This is a genomic window from Cellvibrio sp. (assembly GCF_039207905.1).
Classification (GTDB): domain Bacteria; phylum Pseudomonadota; class Gammaproteobacteria; order Pseudomonadales; family Cellvibrionaceae; genus Cellvibrio.
Genome location: NZ_JBCECX010000028.1, coordinates 1 through 15,561, shown reverse-complemented (window position 1 = coordinate 15,561; position 15,561 = coordinate 1). Strand labels below are relative to the sequence as shown.

The 15,561-nt window shown below is 50.4% G+C and carries 10 protein-coding genes; 5 read left to right on the top strand and 5 right to left on the bottom strand.

Annotated elements, in window-relative coordinates; translation table 11 throughout:
• Nucleotides 1-89: 89 nt before the first annotated feature.
• The 5 genes from AAGC78_RS15890 to AAGC78_RS15870 form a co-directional block, all read right to left on the bottom strand.
• Nucleotides 90-5,732, bottom strand: a complete 5,643-nt coding sequence (locus tag AAGC78_RS15890; protein ID WP_435785081.1) for an alpha-2-macroglobulin family protein — start codon at nt 5,730-5,732, stop codon at nt 90-92.
• 82 nt (nt 5,733-5,814) lie between these two features.
• On the bottom strand, nt 5,815-6,702 hold the full coding sequence (locus AAGC78_RS15885; RefSeq protein WP_435785080.1) for a peptidoglycan DD-metalloendopeptidase family protein: 888 nt from the start codon (nt 6,700-6,702) through the stop codon (nt 5,815-5,817).
• A 121-nt stretch (nt 6,703-6,823) separates the two neighbouring features.
• A complete protein-coding gene (locus AAGC78_RS15880) occupies nt 6,824-9,076 on the bottom strand; it encodes an Orn/Lys/Arg decarboxylase N-terminal domain-containing protein (protein ID WP_435785079.1) in 2,253 nt (750 codons plus the stop codon).
• A 163-nt stretch (nt 9,077-9,239) separates the two neighbouring features.
• Complete coding sequence (locus AAGC78_RS15875) at nt 9,240-9,950, bottom strand: hypothetical protein (RefSeq protein ID WP_435785078.1); 711 nt, start codon at nt 9,948-9,950, stop codon at nt 9,240-9,242.
• Nucleotides 9,951-10,096: 146 nt separating this feature from the next.
• Entirely contained in the window at nt 10,097-10,612 is a 516-nt protein-coding gene (locus AAGC78_RS15870) for a helicase (RefSeq protein WP_435785077.1), read from the bottom strand.
• A 203-nt stretch (nt 10,613-10,815) separates the two neighbouring features.
• Here AAGC78_RS15870 and ubiE point away from each other — a divergent pair, with 203 nt between their 5' ends.
• The 5 genes from ubiE to AAGC78_RS15845 form a co-directional block, all read left to right on the top strand.
• Nucleotides 10,816-11,565, top strand: a complete 750-nt coding sequence (ubiE, locus tag AAGC78_RS15865; protein ID WP_435785076.1) for a bifunctional demethylmenaquinone methyltransferase/2-methoxy-6-polyprenyl-1,4-benzoquinol methylase UbiE — start codon at nt 10,816-10,818, stop codon at nt 11,563-11,565.
• Nucleotides 11,565-12,182 carry a ubiquinone biosynthesis accessory factor UbiJ gene (locus tag AAGC78_RS15860; RefSeq protein ID WP_435785075.1) on the top strand — a complete coding sequence of 206 codons (618 nt, stop codon included), beginning with the start codon at nt 11,565-11,567 and terminating at the stop codon, nt 12,180-12,182. The genes ubiE and AAGC78_RS15860 overlap by 1 nt, the downstream gene beginning before the upstream one ends.
• Nucleotides 12,182-13,837 (top strand): ubiquinone biosynthesis regulatory protein kinase UbiB, encoded by a 1,656-nt coding sequence (ubiB, locus tag AAGC78_RS15855; protein WP_435785120.1) that lies wholly within the window; start codon nt 12,182-12,184, stop codon nt 13,835-13,837. The genes AAGC78_RS15860 and ubiB overlap by 1 nt, the downstream gene beginning before the upstream one ends.
• 36 nt (nt 13,838-13,873) lie before the next feature.
• Nucleotides 13,874-14,854 (top strand): aldo/keto reductase, encoded by a 981-nt coding sequence (locus AAGC78_RS15850; protein WP_435785074.1) that lies wholly within the window; start codon nt 13,874-13,876, stop codon nt 14,852-14,854.
• A 141-nt stretch (nt 14,855-14,995) separates the two neighbouring features.
• A partial coding sequence (locus AAGC78_RS15845) for a response regulator (protein ID WP_435785073.1) occupies nt 14,996-15,561 on the top strand: 566 nt, incomplete at its 3' end.

Below are 15,561 nucleotides of genomic sequence, written 5' to 3'. Positions count from 1 at the left end.
GTGAGGAACGAACCCCAACATTATTTTCAGTTCACTCTTTAAAAGATTATCTTAAAATTTTAAAGAGTGATTTTTTAAACTTGCATGCTCTATTTCGCCCCAACCTCCACCCAATATCCCTGGCTCTTCGCATGTATTTTTTCATTGTACATGGCGCTGGTTTGCCAGCCTGGTAGATAGAATTTACCGGCGTAGCTCGCGTTTAGAATAATGCGCAGGGTTACGCTAGTTTGGTTGCGGTCTTGATAGCGATAGTTCCAGTAGTAGTCGCGCCACAAACTGAAGTAGGCGAGTACGCGGTCGTCGCGGATATCCATGTAGTCGATGCCTTTAGGCATTTGCGCACCTTCAAGGCGTTCGTTGCGGATTTGCCAGCCGCTAGGGACTACAGCGGTGAGCGCAATGTTTTCGATATTGCTGGTGAGCAATTTATCGAACTCACCCGAAATAGTGACCTCGGCAACAAAATCCTGTCCTTGTGGTAAATTTTCAACGCTGAGTGGTTTGTTATCCAGCGTTAAAAAATTCACATCCATTGCAAGGCCGTCGTGGCTTGGTGCTTCATGCAAGTTAGCAGGAATGCCGCGATTGCTGACTAACACACGCACAGGTTTATCGTGATCGTTGCGCACACTGACTTGTGGATCATTGATGGCTGCGCGGAAGAAGGTTTTGTCGCTACTTTGGGTAATCCAATTCTTCTCGCCTTTTTGTTGGTAGGAAAATTTAATTCCGTCGCTGCCAGTATTTGCTGCAGAGAAATCACTCATCGCCAGTAATGCCCAGGCGATACTCTGCGTGGAATACCAGGAGCCGCTGGATAAATCTTTCGCGACCTGTTCGGCAACTTGCCAACTAAGATCTTTGTTTGTGTCCAAACTCACCAGTGTTGCGAGCAATAAACCGCGGTCGCGCATATCCGAGCCGTAGGTGTAACCCGCATCTTTGTATGCCGGAACATTATTGGATACTGGACCCAACACATCTTGCGCGGCATCTTTTAATCCCACGTGTTGATATGCCATCGCCAATAACCAGCGTGCAGGCATGCGGTAATCTCGCTGGCTATTATCCAAATTGGTTTTAAATTTTTCGCGCAAACGGTTCATCGCGGGCAATTCTGCTTTATCCGCTAGTGCAAGTGTGTACAGGCGATAGGACAAAACCATTTCATCGTAATAGTTGCCGTTGATTTGCGGATTGCGCGCCGCACTGGATTGGTATTTCACCCAGTTGTCGAGCAAACTTTTTGGCACTGAGTAACCCGCGCGTTTCGCCTCCAGTAAGAAATGCCCGGCATAACTTGATGCCCATTCATTGACGTAACCATCGCCCGGCCAATAAGAGAAGCCACCGCTCGCGTGTTGGAAACTGGCAAGGCGTTTTACACCGGCATTGATGTTATCTTCAATTTCGGATTTTTGCGCATCGCTCAGGTTTATCAATTTCGCCAAACGCAATTGTGGGAATACCGCCGAGGTGGTTTGTTCAATGCAGCCGTGTGGATAGCCGATTAAATACTCCAAGCGCTCTTCCAAATTCAGTGGCGGTAAAGTGCTGACTTCAAGGCTTGCTTGATTAGTACCGACCATGCCGTTGACTTGCAGCGGTGATTGCCAGGTTTCGCCCGGTTGCAATAATTTGCTTTCCCACACAGTGCTCGGCGGGTTAGCCGCGCGCGAGTCGATGTAAATTTCTTGCGTCGCTGATTCGTTGCCGGAGCGCGCCGTAATTTTTACATGGCCTTTGCCAATACGATCATTCACTTTCAGTTTTAAACTGGCGATGGCATCGTCCGGTTCAGAAAAGTTAAGCGATGCAGTGCCAGTTTCAATGGTAAATATTTCGTTAGCTTCGACGGTAATATCCACCTTCTTGATATTGGCTTCGCTGACAAATACATTCACCGGCAAGTTTACCGATTCACCCGGGCCAAGCACGCGCGGCAGTGTGGCAAACAGTGTGACAGGCTGAGTCACAGTGACAGTTTTTTCAATGCTACCGTAAGCGCTAATGGCATCATCTTTTTTCTTGCCGTTGGCTGTGTCGCCGCTGACCAGCATTACCCGCACAGCGCCCATATAAGGTGGCAGGGTAATTTTATGTTCGCGTGTCTCACCCGCTTTTAATTCAAACGCGCCGAGGAATTTCACTACTGGCGGAAAGCGACGTTCGCGGCGTTTGCGCTCAGCTTCAAGTGCGGCATCGGAACCACCGATTGCCAATACCCGTTCAAGTGATGCGCCGTAACCACCGACAACTTGATCAAACAAATCCCAGGTGCGCACGCCTAATGCTTCGCGTTTATAAAAATAATTGTGCGCATCGGGTGCATGGAAATTGGTGAGGCCGAGCAGGCCTTCATCAACCATCGCCAAGGTATAAGTCATTGAGCGTTTATTTTGCTCGCTGACTTTAATGGTGAATTCTGTTTCCGGGCGCACTTTTTCCGGCACATCCAATTGTGGTTGCAAACGCGTTGCCGGATCTTCCACCAACAGCGGCACTATGCCGTATAAACGCATTGGCGCGTCGGCAACACGTTCCTGGTGCGGTAACAAGAGTGCGATGTTGGCGTAGACATTTGGTGCCATCGCTTGGGTGACAGGAATTTCTATTTCAGTTTGACCGGGTTTTAAATCCAGCCAACGCGACTCCAATATCTGACTGCCATTTTCAATGCTGAGCAAAATGCGGCCTTCGCGCGCTTTTGGCAGGCGAACTTTGGCAACATCACCTACGTTGTATTTTTCTTTATCGGTAGAGAGCATTAATTGCGTTGCAGAATCGGCGCTGGCTGATGAGTCGTAACTCCAACCTAAATACACTACCTCACCAGAACAGTGGCCTGCTTCACCGGCATCGGTATCGCACACGCGAATAATATGACGGCCCCAATCGTATTTATTTTTTTCCAGTTTCCAATTAATACGGCCATTGGCATCGCTCACTAACGTATCGGTATAAACCGCACGGCGAGTGGAGTTATTAAAATACTCTGCCAGATTTTCATCTTCTTCATCCCACCACCAACGCCAACCGATTTCGTACACATTGATTTCAACATGACGGTTTGGCTCAGCTTTACCCGCTGCATTCAGCGTTTGGATAATCACCGGATGGTCTTCATCGCGGCCAATCGCATCCATATAACCCTGGCCTTTGGGGATATTAATGCCGACCCAATTATCAAACGGCAGTAATTCATAGGGGCGCAAAATCGTGCTGAAATTACCGCTCTCTTCAAATACGCGCGTGTTAAAAGATGCAGTGAGTTTCCCTGGCGGTGGTGACGACAAACTCACATTGACCGGGAAGCTCGCGTTGCCTTTTTCATCCAGATTGCCATCAAATACTTTTTGCGTGCTACCGGAGAAGCTGCGCACCGGATCATCAAATACAAATTGTTCGAATCCGGCGAAGGTGGATTTGCGCGTGCTGAGTTTTAATTCGGAATCTGCTTTGAGATTTTTTGCGGTTGCGCCTTGCAACCACTGCGCAAACAATTGCACCTGCGTAGGCATATTGCCAACGCGCAGCGGCGTTTCCGCCGGTGTTAAATCCACCTTGATACGGTTAGGTACCACCATTTCGATTTTTAAAATTTGGTCGAAGTAACGGTTGCCCACATGCACTACCGCGCGATAATTTCCGGTCGGTGTAGTTTCATCGGTTTTTAAATTAAAAGTATAAAAATCATTTACTGGTTGCACGTTAGTTTGACTGAGCACTTTTTTGCCGCTCGGATCAAATAGATCGAGTGTGACCGGATGGTTAGCAGGTAGCTGCTGGGTTTTATCTTCCAACACAAAGGTGAGGAAAATATCATCGCCCGGACGCCATACATCGCGCTCGCCGTAAATAAAACCTTTTAATCCGCCCTTGATATGCTCACCGCTCACATCAAATTGGTTGGTGGGTAAAGCTTCATTGGTGCGCACGCGCAAGTAGCCAACTTGTTTATCGTGTTTTGCTTCAAGATAAAACGGAATGCCGTCGGTAGTCATTTGCAGCATGCCGTAGCTATCGGTAGTGCCGTTGCCGATTGGCTGACGCTGGAAGTTGTAGGCGGTGATATTGGTGCCTTGCAATGGCTTCGCTGAATTTAATTCAGTACTGATAACATGCAGTTGATTGCCGTCGCCGCGTTTTGCCATCAAACCAATATTGGACACAATAAAATTGCGCGCTGATGCAATTTCATCGCCGTAGTAATAATAAGTATCGTCGCAAGGGTTATTGCGCTCGCTGTAATTGTAGTAACCGCCCGATTGGTAATATTGTTGATACCAGGCTGGTTCCTGTTCGCGCTCATAATAGCCTTCACCGTCGGAATCTTCCGGCATTTTTGCAACCGGCTCGCTTGGACGTTGTTGTTCACAACTGTAAACAGAATTGCTGCGATCAATGCGCAATTCCAGGCGGATTAATCCATCCGGGTGTTGCGCCATTAATTCACTGAGGTCGAGATTAAAACGCTGCACGCCCGTGCGTGGAATTTCCGGCAAGCGATAGGTTTTGCGCCATAAATAACGGCCGGTATCAGTAGCGGCGTATGCAGCAGTGAGTTGATAGTCCTGCAAATATTGGCCGATATTGTTGGCAAATACTTTAAAGGCGATGACTTGTACTGAATCAACACCGGCCGCTTCAAAGGGTACAGAAATTTGGCTGGCGGGTGGCAGGATGGAAGTTTTGCCAACAAAACGCACCAATGGTTTTACCAACTGCAATACCAATTGCTGGCGATACTCACTGCCCAGAGCTTTTTGTTTATTGCTACTGACGGCGCTGTTTACAATCAGCTCTACTTCGCCGGTCAAGGCTTGATCCGGTGTGTAGCGAATCACGCTGCCATCAATCACGGCATTGACGGTTTTGCCGCCCACACTAATTAAACCGCTCAGGTTTTGGTTGCGATTCAGAGCTTCTGAAAATTGGATTTCAATAGCGGTATTGGGGGAGCGGATAACTTGCACACCGGTAATCTGGAATTCTTTTTGCGCAGGAATTTCCAGATCGCGCGCGCCTTTATCGCTAGAGCCAATGGATGCGCCGTCCCACTCCAAATGGATTTTTCCGGCAGTCTCGCCGCGCATAATGCCGGTAATTAAAAAAGTGTTGGTCTTTGCATCAGTTTCCTGGGTCCAGATCACATCAACGGGTTGGTCATTGACAGTCACGCGCAGAATTTTCTTCACATCATCCAGTGCAACGGTATCGGCGGTGGTGATAACACCACTGAGGCGCATAAGCTCCTCGTCATTTTCTTCTGCGCTTAAGCTGTTCACACGCAAATCAAAATCCTGTTTGATGGTGCGTACATCAAATTCAAAATCATCGAGTGATTGTTCGATTCCCTCCAATCCTTTCGGGCTCAGGCGCACATGGATAGCAGTATCATTCGGCAAGCGCTCGGCGGGTTGGATACGCAATTCGGTGGTTGAAATAAACGTGATGTTCACCGGTATTTTGGTGTCGAGCGAAACCAATTTTTTATCGAACGCGGTATTCACTTGTGCTTCGGTCACCACCGGATGGGTGAAGCGAATGTACAGCGGTGCCTCAGCGGCAATCCAGCGTTTGGGATAATCCGCAATATGCGCCTCCCATCCCGACGGAACCTCTACCGCGTCATCCGCCGGTTTTGATTCCTCTGCCGATTTATCACAAGCACTGAGCAAAACACCCAGCAGCGCAATAACACACCATGAATACCAATGAGCACGCATAATATTTCCCTGTTTGATCGTTTTACTGAAGGTGAATCTTAATTGCTTTGGGTTTTACCGCCTGTGACCGGTGTAAAGAATTTTATCCGCTACACAATCGCGTTCCCGCTTCCGGAGTAAAAGACTTGCCACTTTGCCCGATAAATTGAAACGGAATCGATGCCTGGGCGAAGCCTTTGTTTTTGTAGACCACAAAATGCAGATGTGGTCCGGATGAAAAACCGGACGAGCCGGATTTTGCCAACACAGTGCCTACATCGACTTTATCGCCCGGCTTGACTGCAGCAGTACCCAGCAATATATGTGCATAGAGCGCGAAGGTGCCGTCTTCATGCAGGATACTGACATAATTGCCCTTATCCAGAAAAAAATCGTTAACGCCACCCATGTGGTAATCGTCCTTTACTCGTACCACTACACCTTTGCGGGCGGCAACAATCGGTGTTCCGACTGAGAGTGCAATATCGACTGCATATTGCGAGTGTTCTTTAGTATGCGAAAACTTGCCGTTAAAACCTTGCGTAATGCGTGGACACGAGCGGGAATCTACCGGCCAGTGATACAACTGTTGATCGGGATTGGCTTTGGGGTCACCCAGATACCACCAATAATTATACTCGGCGATATTTTCCGCTGTTTTGAGGATGCCGAGTTTGGCGCGAGCTGCGACCACAATTCTTTTACGTCCATTTTTGAACTGCGGTGATTTAACCAATAGCTCGACAGGCGCAAAGAAGGGATTGGTCACTTGTAATTTATTCAGGCCATTGCTTTCTACTACGGCGAATATGAGGCCAGCTTTTTCCTTTTCCTGGCTTTTGTAATTAACCACATCGGGTTCTACATCCTTAGGCTTCTTATCGGTGTATTGCCATTTGCCGTTTTTATCTTTGTATTTGTAAATTTCTGCGTGCGAGTTGGCAGCGAAAAAAGTCAGTAGAAAAAACATTATATAAGTGGTGGTTTGCATTGATGCTCCATTTCAATTACAGCCAAGCCGCTATGGTACAGAAAGTAGGTGACATAAAAAAAGCCACCCTGTTGTGCAGGATGGCTTGTTATTTATAGCACCAGCTTTATGAATGCGAGCTTTATTGCTTTACGCAATCGACAAAATAATCTTTTTTGCCGTCTACTTCGCGTTTCACCAGACCGTGTACATCGGTCTCGAAGCCGGGGAAGCGCTCGTTGAAATCGCGCGCAAACTTCAGGTAGTCCACGATGGTTTTGTTAAAGCGCTCGCCCGGAATCAAGAGCGGGATTCCCGGTGGATAGGGCGTTAACAAAATCGAGGTGATACGACCTTCCAATTCGTTAATTGGTACGCGTTCGATTTCGCGGTGCGCCATTTTTGCAAACGCATCGGACGGTTTCATCGCCGGTTGCATATCGGACAAGTACATTTCTGTCGTCAGGCGTGCAACGTCGTAGGCTTTGTAGAAATCGTGGATTTGCTGGCAAAGATCGCGCAGGCCCATACGCTCATAGCGCGGATTTGCTTGTGCAAATTCCGGCATGATTCGCCACATGGGTTGGTTCTTGTCGTAATCGTCTTTAAATTGTTGCAGTGCGGCTACCAAGGTATTCCAGCGGCCTTTGGTGATGCCGATGGTGAACATGATAAAGAACGAGTAAAGACCACACTTCTCGATAATTACGCCGTTCTCGGCCAAATATTTGGTTACGATCGATGCTGGAATACCGGTTTCGTCAAACTGGCCATTCACACGCAGGCCCGGGTTAACGATGGTCGCTTTGATCGGATCGAGCATGTTGAAATTCGGCGCGAGTTTGCCGAAGCCATGCCAGTTGTCGTCGCTGCGCAGAATCCAGTCGTCGCGAGTGCCCACACCTTCTTCCGCAAATTCTTCCGGGCCCCACACTTGGAACCACCAATCCTGGCCCCACTCTTCGTCCACTTTTTTCATCGCGCGACGGAAATCGAGCGCTTCAAAAATAGATTCTTCTACCAATGCATGGCCGCCGGGTGCTTCCATCATTGCCGCTGCGATATCGCACGAAGCAATAATTGAGTATTGCGGCGAGGTAGAGGTGTGCATCAGATAGGCTTCGTTGAAGGCGTCCTGATCCAGTTTTACTTTTTCAGATTCGCGCACCAACACTTGCGATGCTTGCGATAAACCAGCGAGCAATTTGTGCGTGGATTGCGTAGAGAAAATCATCGACTCTTTGGCGCGCGGGCGATCTTTGCCAATCGCGTGCATGTCTTTGTAGAACTCGTGGAAGGTGGCGTGCGGCAACCAGGCTTCATCGAAATGCAGCGTATCGATTTTACCGTCGAGCATGGTTTTCAATGTTTCTACGTTGTAGATAACACCGTCGTAAGTCGATTGGGTAATCGTCAAGATGCGCGGCTTTTTGTTTTTCGCTTCACGCGCAAATGGATTCGCTTCGATTTTGCGCGCGATACTTTCGGGCGTAAATTCTTCCAGCGGAATTGGGCCGATAATACCGAGGTTGTTGCGCGTCGGCATCAGGAATACCGGGATCGCGCCGCACATAATGATCGAGTGCAGGATCGACTTGTGGCAGTTGCGGTCAACGACCACGATATCGCCCGGAGCAACGGTTGAGTGCCACACCATTTTGTTCGATGTGGAGGTGCCGTTGGTAACGAAGTAGCAGTGGTCAGCATTAAAGATGCGCGCGGCATTGCGCTCGGACGCGGCTATAGGGCCGGTGTGGTCGAGCAATTGGCCGAGTTCTTCTACCGCGTTACACACATCGGCGCGCAGCATGTTTTCACCAAAAAATTGGTGGAACATTTGGCCGATTGGCGATTTCAAAAAGGCCACGCCGCCGGAGTGGCCGGGGCAGTGCCAGGAATAGGAGCCGTCCTGCGCGTAGTGCACCAGCGCGCGGAAAAACGGTGGAGCCAAACCGTCAAGGTAAGATTTGGCTTCGCGGATAATGTGGCGCGCCACAAATTCCGGAGTGTCTTCAAACATGTGGATGAAGCCGTGCAGTTCGCGCAGGATATCGTTAGGGATATGGCGCGAGGTGCGGGTTTCACCGTACAAATAAATCGGGATGTCGGCGTTTTTGTAGCGAATTTCTTCTACAAACGCACGCAGGGATTTGAGCGCGTTATCGGTCTCTTCAAGCGAGCCGCTGCCGAACTCTTCGTCGTCGATTGACAAAATAAACGCAGACGCGCGCGATTGCTGCTGCGCGAACTGCGACAGGTCACCGTAGCTGGTTACACCAACTACCTCCCAGCTTTCTTTTTCAATAGCGTCCGCAAGGGCGCGTATGCCTAAACCCGAGGTGTTCTCGGAGCGAAAGTCTTCATCAATGATGACGATGGGAAAACGAAATTTCATGGGGTCTCCAATATATAGTTGGCTGGAGTTAACACTTGCCGACGTGACCGCCTCTGGGTGGTGGAATCGTCTGGCTGGCGAACCTGAAGGGCAAGCCAAGAATAGCCAGGCGCTGTTACAACAAAACTGCTCCCGGCCTGGTGACCGGGAGCGCGATTGTAATCTAGTTGGCAGATTTCAAACATATTTTTTCTCGGCCAAACACGCTTTTGTGCCTCCGGCGCGACCAGAGCAGCGCTGTCAGGCCTGTCGCCAAAAGCCATGCTAGTCCCGGCTCGGGCAGCTCCACTTTTTCGACTGTCCAGCTACCGCGGTTTTTCATATCGGCAAAGGTGAACTCAAGCTGTGCCAGCTGTATCCACTCACCATGCCAGGTGATGGGATGGAAGCGATTCACTACCTGATCGCCGCGCTCACTATTGGAGACAACATTGACGTGATGATCGTTCATCTTATGAAAGAGTAGATCCGTCTCCGGCGTAATCAATTCGGTGATCTGGAGCATTAAGTCCCAGCCAGCTACGGCGCCATCTGCACCGAGGGTGACTTGGCCATAAGAGGCAGGGTCAAGCAGGATTGGATAGTTGATGTACTCGGCATCGGGTGAAATCAGCGAAAAGGTCAGATCTTTAGCGAAGTAGGCATTTGCTGCGCTGCGGGCAGCATCTGGTTCCTGCGCACTAAATGAGATGCTGAAGGCGGGCGGTGGCAGTGGTACTTCATTGATGTCCTGTGGATAGCCTTCGATCAAATAAGACGTGAGCGGCAATGGCTGGCTGGTGTAGGTAAATTGCAGGTAGGCCGATGCAGGCAGTGCAATGGCAAGGGATGAGGCGGCCAAACAACGCACAGCCCAGTGATGGATCTTATGCATAGTTAATTCCTTGGGGGGAATTCCCCGGTAATTGGCAGATGGATTACCGGGGAGGTGCGCCCGGCACCTGTGTATTCAAACACTCCGGGCGATTATTATTTGTGCGTTGCTGCACAGCGGTATGGGGCGTGTAACTGTTAGCGACACTATCTGGCGGATGAAACTGCCTGCGCAGAACTGCTGCTGGACATGCTGGTAGAGGTGGTAGGGCGAGCAGGATTAACCAGCTTGTCATCGGCCATTAATTGCAGCGCTTGCGGCATCAGCTTATCGATTTGCTGCTGCTCTTCCGCGGTTGGCTCTTTATAGCCGCGCGGCCAGATTCCATCAAAATAACTCCAGCCATAACCCCAGCGATAATGGTTCATCCAATAAGGGCTGCCGCCCCAGCGCACATTCGAATACATATAGTTGGCCATGCCCGGACCCTGCGCCGCTTTGACACAGGCGAGAATCCGCTCATCCGATTGTTTGCGCTTGTCCTCGCTGCCACCTTGCCAGTAGTCGAGATCGTGGGCGACACAGCAGTGACGCCAGAGATTGGGTTGTTCCAGGGTGCCGTCCATCCATAGCGAGCAACCATCGGTAGTAAAGGGTTTGAGTTCATTGGCGACGCTGGAATTCGCCAACAACACGAAAATGATCAAGCCGAGGGCGCGCATAAGTTTTTCCTTCCGCGGGGCGCTGTAATAGAGGATGGATTGCATTCAGGGCGAGGATTTTACGCAATGCCCGCCGAAAAACTATCTAAATTTGCTGCAGCCGCTCTGGCCTTCATCTTGATCTGCGGCTGTGCAATGGCCTCGCAATGCCAGTACAATGCCGCCACCCTGCCCGCTTGGGTTGCCTGCCTTTGGATTCCACTATGAGCGATAAAAAAACCACCCACTTTGGCTTTAAGGAAGTTCCGGTCGATGAAAAAGCCGACCGCGTTGCCGAAGTATTCCACTCGGTCGCTGCCAAATATGACGTGATGAACGACTTGATGTCGGGCGGCATCCATCGCCTGTGGAAGCGCTTTACTATCGAGGCCTCAGGCGTACGCGCCGGTCATAAAGTGCTGGATATCGCCGGCGGCACCGGCGACCTGAGTTATCAATTCGCCAAGTTGGTCGGCGCCAATGGGCAAGTGGTGTTGGCCGATATCAACGCCTCTATGCTCGGTGTAGGTCGCGACCGTCTCACTGATCGCGGTATCGCCGGCAATATCAATTTCGCCCAATGCGATGCGCAATTCCTACCGTTCCCTGATAACACCTTCGATTGCATTACCATCGCTTTCGGCCTGCGCAATGTCACCGACAAAGACATGGCCCTGCGTTCGATGCAGCGCGTATTAAAACCGGGCGGGCGTTTGCTGGTGCTGGAATTCTCCAAACCGCAAAGCGAAATTCTCAGCAAGGTTTACGACACCTATTCATTCAAAGTGCTGCCGTTTATGGGCAAGTTGGTCACCAACGATGCGGAAAGTTATCGCTACCTCGCCGAATCCATCCGTATGCATCCGGATCAGCAAACGCTGAAAGAGATGATGGATAACGCCGGTTTTGTGCGCACTGAATTCCACAATATGACCGGCGGTATTGTTGCGCTACACAAAGGCATCAAACCCTGATGGCCAACACGTTCACTATCGCTGCGCTCGCCAGCGCGGAAAAAATGATTAACGCCGCGCTGCGTTATGATCCTGCCACGCGCATCGGCTTTGCGCAGTTGGACGGCAAAATTATCGCCCTGCATATCACCACGCCCGGCATCAACATTTTTATGATGCCGATGGATGATGAACTGCGTTTGATGAGCAATTGGGACGGCGATGTGGACACCCGCATCAGCGGCTCGCTGCTTGCACTTGCGCAATTGTCGCAAACAGAAATCCACAATCTGAAAGACAGCGGTGTAACGGTGCTGGGCGATTTGGCGCTGCTCGCCGATATGCAGCGGCTGGTTAAAAATCTCGATATCGATTGGGAAGAAATGCTCAGCCAATTTACCGGCGATATTATCGGCCACCAAACCGCACAATTGATCCGCGCAAAATTAAGCTGGGCAAAAGACCGCGCTAAAAACGGCCAGCGCCTCACCAGCGAATTCCTCACCGAAGAATTAAAAACTGTGCCGGGCAAAGCCGAGCTCAATGATTTTTACCAACAGGTAGATAACCTGCGTTTGGCAGTGGATCGCGCCGCTGCGCGTGTCGAAAAAATTATGAAAGAGAAGTCAAATCCGTGATGGTGTTTTTTCGTTTACTAACAATCCTGCGCGTTTTCGCCCGTTACCGTCTGGATAAATTGCTGCCCGAAGGCCTGCCCTTTGCCGCGCGCGCTGCATTATTTTTCTTCAAGCTATTTCCTCAACCGCGTACAGCCAGTGGCGAAAAAATGGCGCGCGGCGAATGTCTGCGTCGCGCCTGTGAAGATCTGGGGCCGATCTTTGTAAAATTCGGCCAGTTGCTATCGACCCGTCCGGATCTGGTACCAGACGATATAGTGCGTGAGCTGAATCACTTACAAGATAACGTTGCACCTTTTCCCAACGACGAATTCCAGCGCATCGTTGAAACATCACTGGGTGCAAAAGTCAGTGATGTTTTTGCCAGCTACGAAGCATCGCCACTTGCATCAGCATCGGTAGCGCAAGTGCACACTGCGGTGCTTAAAGACGGTCGCGATGTGGTTATTAAAGTGGTTCGCCCCGGCATTGAAAAAATTATCGCCAAAGATGTGCAGTTGTTATTACTGGTTGCGCGTTGGGTCGAAAAAAATACGCTCGATGGCAAGCGTCTGCATCCAGTTGAGATTGTGCAGGATTACCGCACTACCATTTTCGATGAGCTGGATTTACAGCGCGAAGCCGCCAACGGCTCGCAATTGCGCCGCAACTTTTTAAACTCGCCGTTGCTCTATGTGCCGGAGGTTTACTGGGATTACACGCGCAGCAATGTGCTGGTGATGGAACGCATCTACGGTATTCCGGTGACCGATGTGGCTGCACTCAGCGCGCAACAAACCGATATGAAAAAACTCGCCGAACGCGGCGTAGAGATTTTTTTCACCCAGGTGTTTGAGCACAATTTTTTCCACGCTGATATGCATCCCGGCAATATTTTTGTCGCCACAAAAAATCCGCAACTGCCGCAATACATTGCCGTCGATATGGCGATTGTCGGATCGCTCACGCGCGAAGACCAATATTATTTAGCGCGTAACCTGCTCGCTATGTTCCGCCGCGATTATCGCCAGGTAGCCGAGCTGCATGTGCAAAGCGGCTGGGTGCCAGCGACTGTTCGCGTAGAAGAATTGGAAGCGGCAATCCGCACTGTGTGCGAGCCGATTTTCGAAAAGCCGCTCAAAGAAATTTCCTTCGCTAATGTGCTGCTGAGTTTGTTCCGCACCGCGCGCCGCTTTGATATGGAAGTGCAGCCACAGTTGGTGTTGCTGCAGAAAACCCTGCTCAATATTGAAGGCCTTGGTCGCCAACTTTATCCCGATCTGGATTTATGGGTAACTGCGCATCCGTTTCTGGAGCGCTGGCTTAAAAACCGTTTCCATCCCAAAACCCTGTGGGGCGAGCTGAAACGCTACGCACCCGAGTGGATGGAAAAATTCCCACAAGTACCGGATCTGGTTTTCAACAGCCTGCAACAATTGCCGCAAATTTCTGAGCGCATGGAACAACTGTCGAATGACATTGCCAAACGCAATGCAAATGAGCAGCAACAAAAACGCCGTACGGCGATTGCATTGCTCGCCTTTGCGGCTGCCGGATATTTTCTCTGGCAAGATTTAGCTCCGATGCTGGTAGAAAATGTGGCACTGTCTGATATCTCTCCCTCAACCATTGCACTGGCTGTTGTGGGCATTGCGGCGCTGTTATTTCGTAAATAATCATTAACCTGCCGAACAAGTTTTAACGGGATAAGCATGAGTGATGCTGTGCCTCGCAGGCAACTCGGTCGCACCGGATTGGCGGTTTCCCACATAGGTTTGGGATGCTCCGGTTTTTGGGGTAATCGCCGCTTTCCCGAAGTTGAGGCAGAGAAAATTGTGCGCCGCGCCTTGGAGCGTGGCGTCAATTTTTTCGATACCGGTATTAATTATTCTGGCTATCATGCTGAACCCAGGCTGGGGCGCATCCTGCAGCGCGCATTCAGCCAGTGGCCACGCGAAAACCTCATCATCTCCAGCAAAGCCGGTACAGTGACCGGACAAGCCGGTATTCACGGCGAAGCACGTGATTTTTCCCCCGCACACATCGAGCAGTGTTGCGCACAATCATTGCGCAATCTGCATTGCGATTATCTGGATATTTTCCAGTTGCATGGAATTGGTGAGCATCAACTTACCGATGAATTATTTACCGCGCTTGAGCAAATGCGGCGCGCGGGCATGTTTCGTTTTTTGGGGATCAACACCCATTCGCGCTCAACTATGCAACACCTTGCCAAGCACCCCGGCCTGTTTGATGTCGCGTTAATTGATTACAGCGCATTACAGCAAGATCGCGAGCCAGTGATAAGCGCAATGCACGATGCCGGCATTGGTGTCCTTGCAGGAACAGTGCTGGCGCAAGGGCATTTGTCTACAAATCGCATGTTGCAGCTGAAGCGCACTGCAGATATTTGGTATCTCGCACGTGCACTTTTTAAACCGTCCAGCCGAAAATTAATGTTGGGTGCAGCGGCAATGCGCAACACAATTGCCCGTATTCACTCGCAAGCCCCCGCGCAGACTGCGTTTGCGTACGTGTTGCAAAATCCGGCAGTCGCCAGCTGCATTTTGGGAACGACCCAATTGGATAATCTCGAATTAATTCTCGACACTCGTATCGATGCGCTACAAAAAGAAGAGCGCGAACGCATAATTGAAACATTTGGTGATGGTGAGGCGTCACCCAGCCATTAATACCTGCCGCAGAATTGGATGCTTAGAACACCAATCCCTTTGCACAAGAATTACCCTAACAAATCTTCATAAACGGCGCGTAGCTATTCTTTTTCCATCTGCTATTATCCGATGACAACGACAGTCAGGGATTAAATGGTTATGCCGAGTTCGACGCGCATTTTGTTGGTTGATGATACCCCCGAAAATCTGGATGTCCTCAGTGGCATTCTGGAGGATTTGGATTGCCAATTGATGGTGGCGACCTCGGGTGAGCGCGCGTTGGAGTTGGCTACACGGCGTCTACCGGATTTGATCTTGCTTGATGTCATGATGCCGGACATGAACGGCTTTGAAGTTTGTACCCGCCTTAAGGCTGAACTGGCCACCACCGAAATCCCGATTATTTTTGTTACTGCCCGCGCCGACGATATCAGCCAGGGCTTCCGCGTTGGTGGAGCGGATTACATCACCAAACCGATTAATGCCGATGAAGTGCGCTCGCGTGTGCGCCATCAACTTGAGCGGCAGGCTATGCTTGCGGAGTTGAAATCGTTCAACCGTGAGCTGGAAGGTAAGGTGCGCGAACGCACGGCCGAACTCACTATCGCCAACCGCCAGCTGCGCGAGGAAATCAACGAGCGGCGCTACATGCAAGACCGCCTCAATTACCTCGCCACCCACGATTTTGTTACCCGCCTGCACAACCGCAACGCCCTTGAAGCCCA

Excerpts from the sequence above, each read along its gene's own strand:
- ubiE (WP_435785076.1), top strand. The coding sequence starts at position 10,816 with ATGAGCGATAAAAAAACCACCCACTTTGGCTTTAAGGAAGTTCCGGTC.
- AAGC78_RS15890 (WP_435785081.1), bottom strand. The coding sequence starts at position 5,732 with ATGCGTGCTCATTGGTATTCATGGTGTGTTATTGCGCTGCTGGGTGTT.
- AAGC78_RS15880 (WP_435785079.1), bottom strand. The coding sequence starts at position 9,076 with ATGAAATTTCGTTTTCCCATCGTCATCATTGATGAAGACTTTCGCTCC.
- AAGC78_RS15875 (WP_435785078.1), bottom strand. The coding sequence starts at position 9,950 with ATGCATAAGATCCATCACTGGGCTGTGCGTTGTTTGGCCGCCTCATCC.
- AAGC78_RS15850 (WP_435785074.1), top strand. The coding sequence starts at position 13,874 with ATGAGTGATGCTGTGCCTCGCAGGCAACTCGGTCGCACCGGATTGGCG.
- AAGC78_RS15860 (WP_435785075.1), top strand. The coding sequence starts at position 11,565 with ATGGCCAACACGTTCACTATCGCTGCGCTCGCCAGCGCGGAAAAAATG.
- ubiB (WP_435785120.1), top strand. The coding sequence starts at position 12,182 with ATGGTGTTTTTTCGTTTACTAACAATCCTGCGCGTTTTCGCCCGTTAC.
- AAGC78_RS15870 (WP_435785077.1), bottom strand. The coding sequence starts at position 10,612 with ATGCGCGCCCTCGGCTTGATCATTTTCGTGTTGTTGGCGAATTCCAGC.
- AAGC78_RS15885 (WP_435785080.1), bottom strand. The coding sequence starts at position 6,702 with ATGCAAACCACCACTTATATAATGTTTTTTCTACTGACTTTTTTCGCT.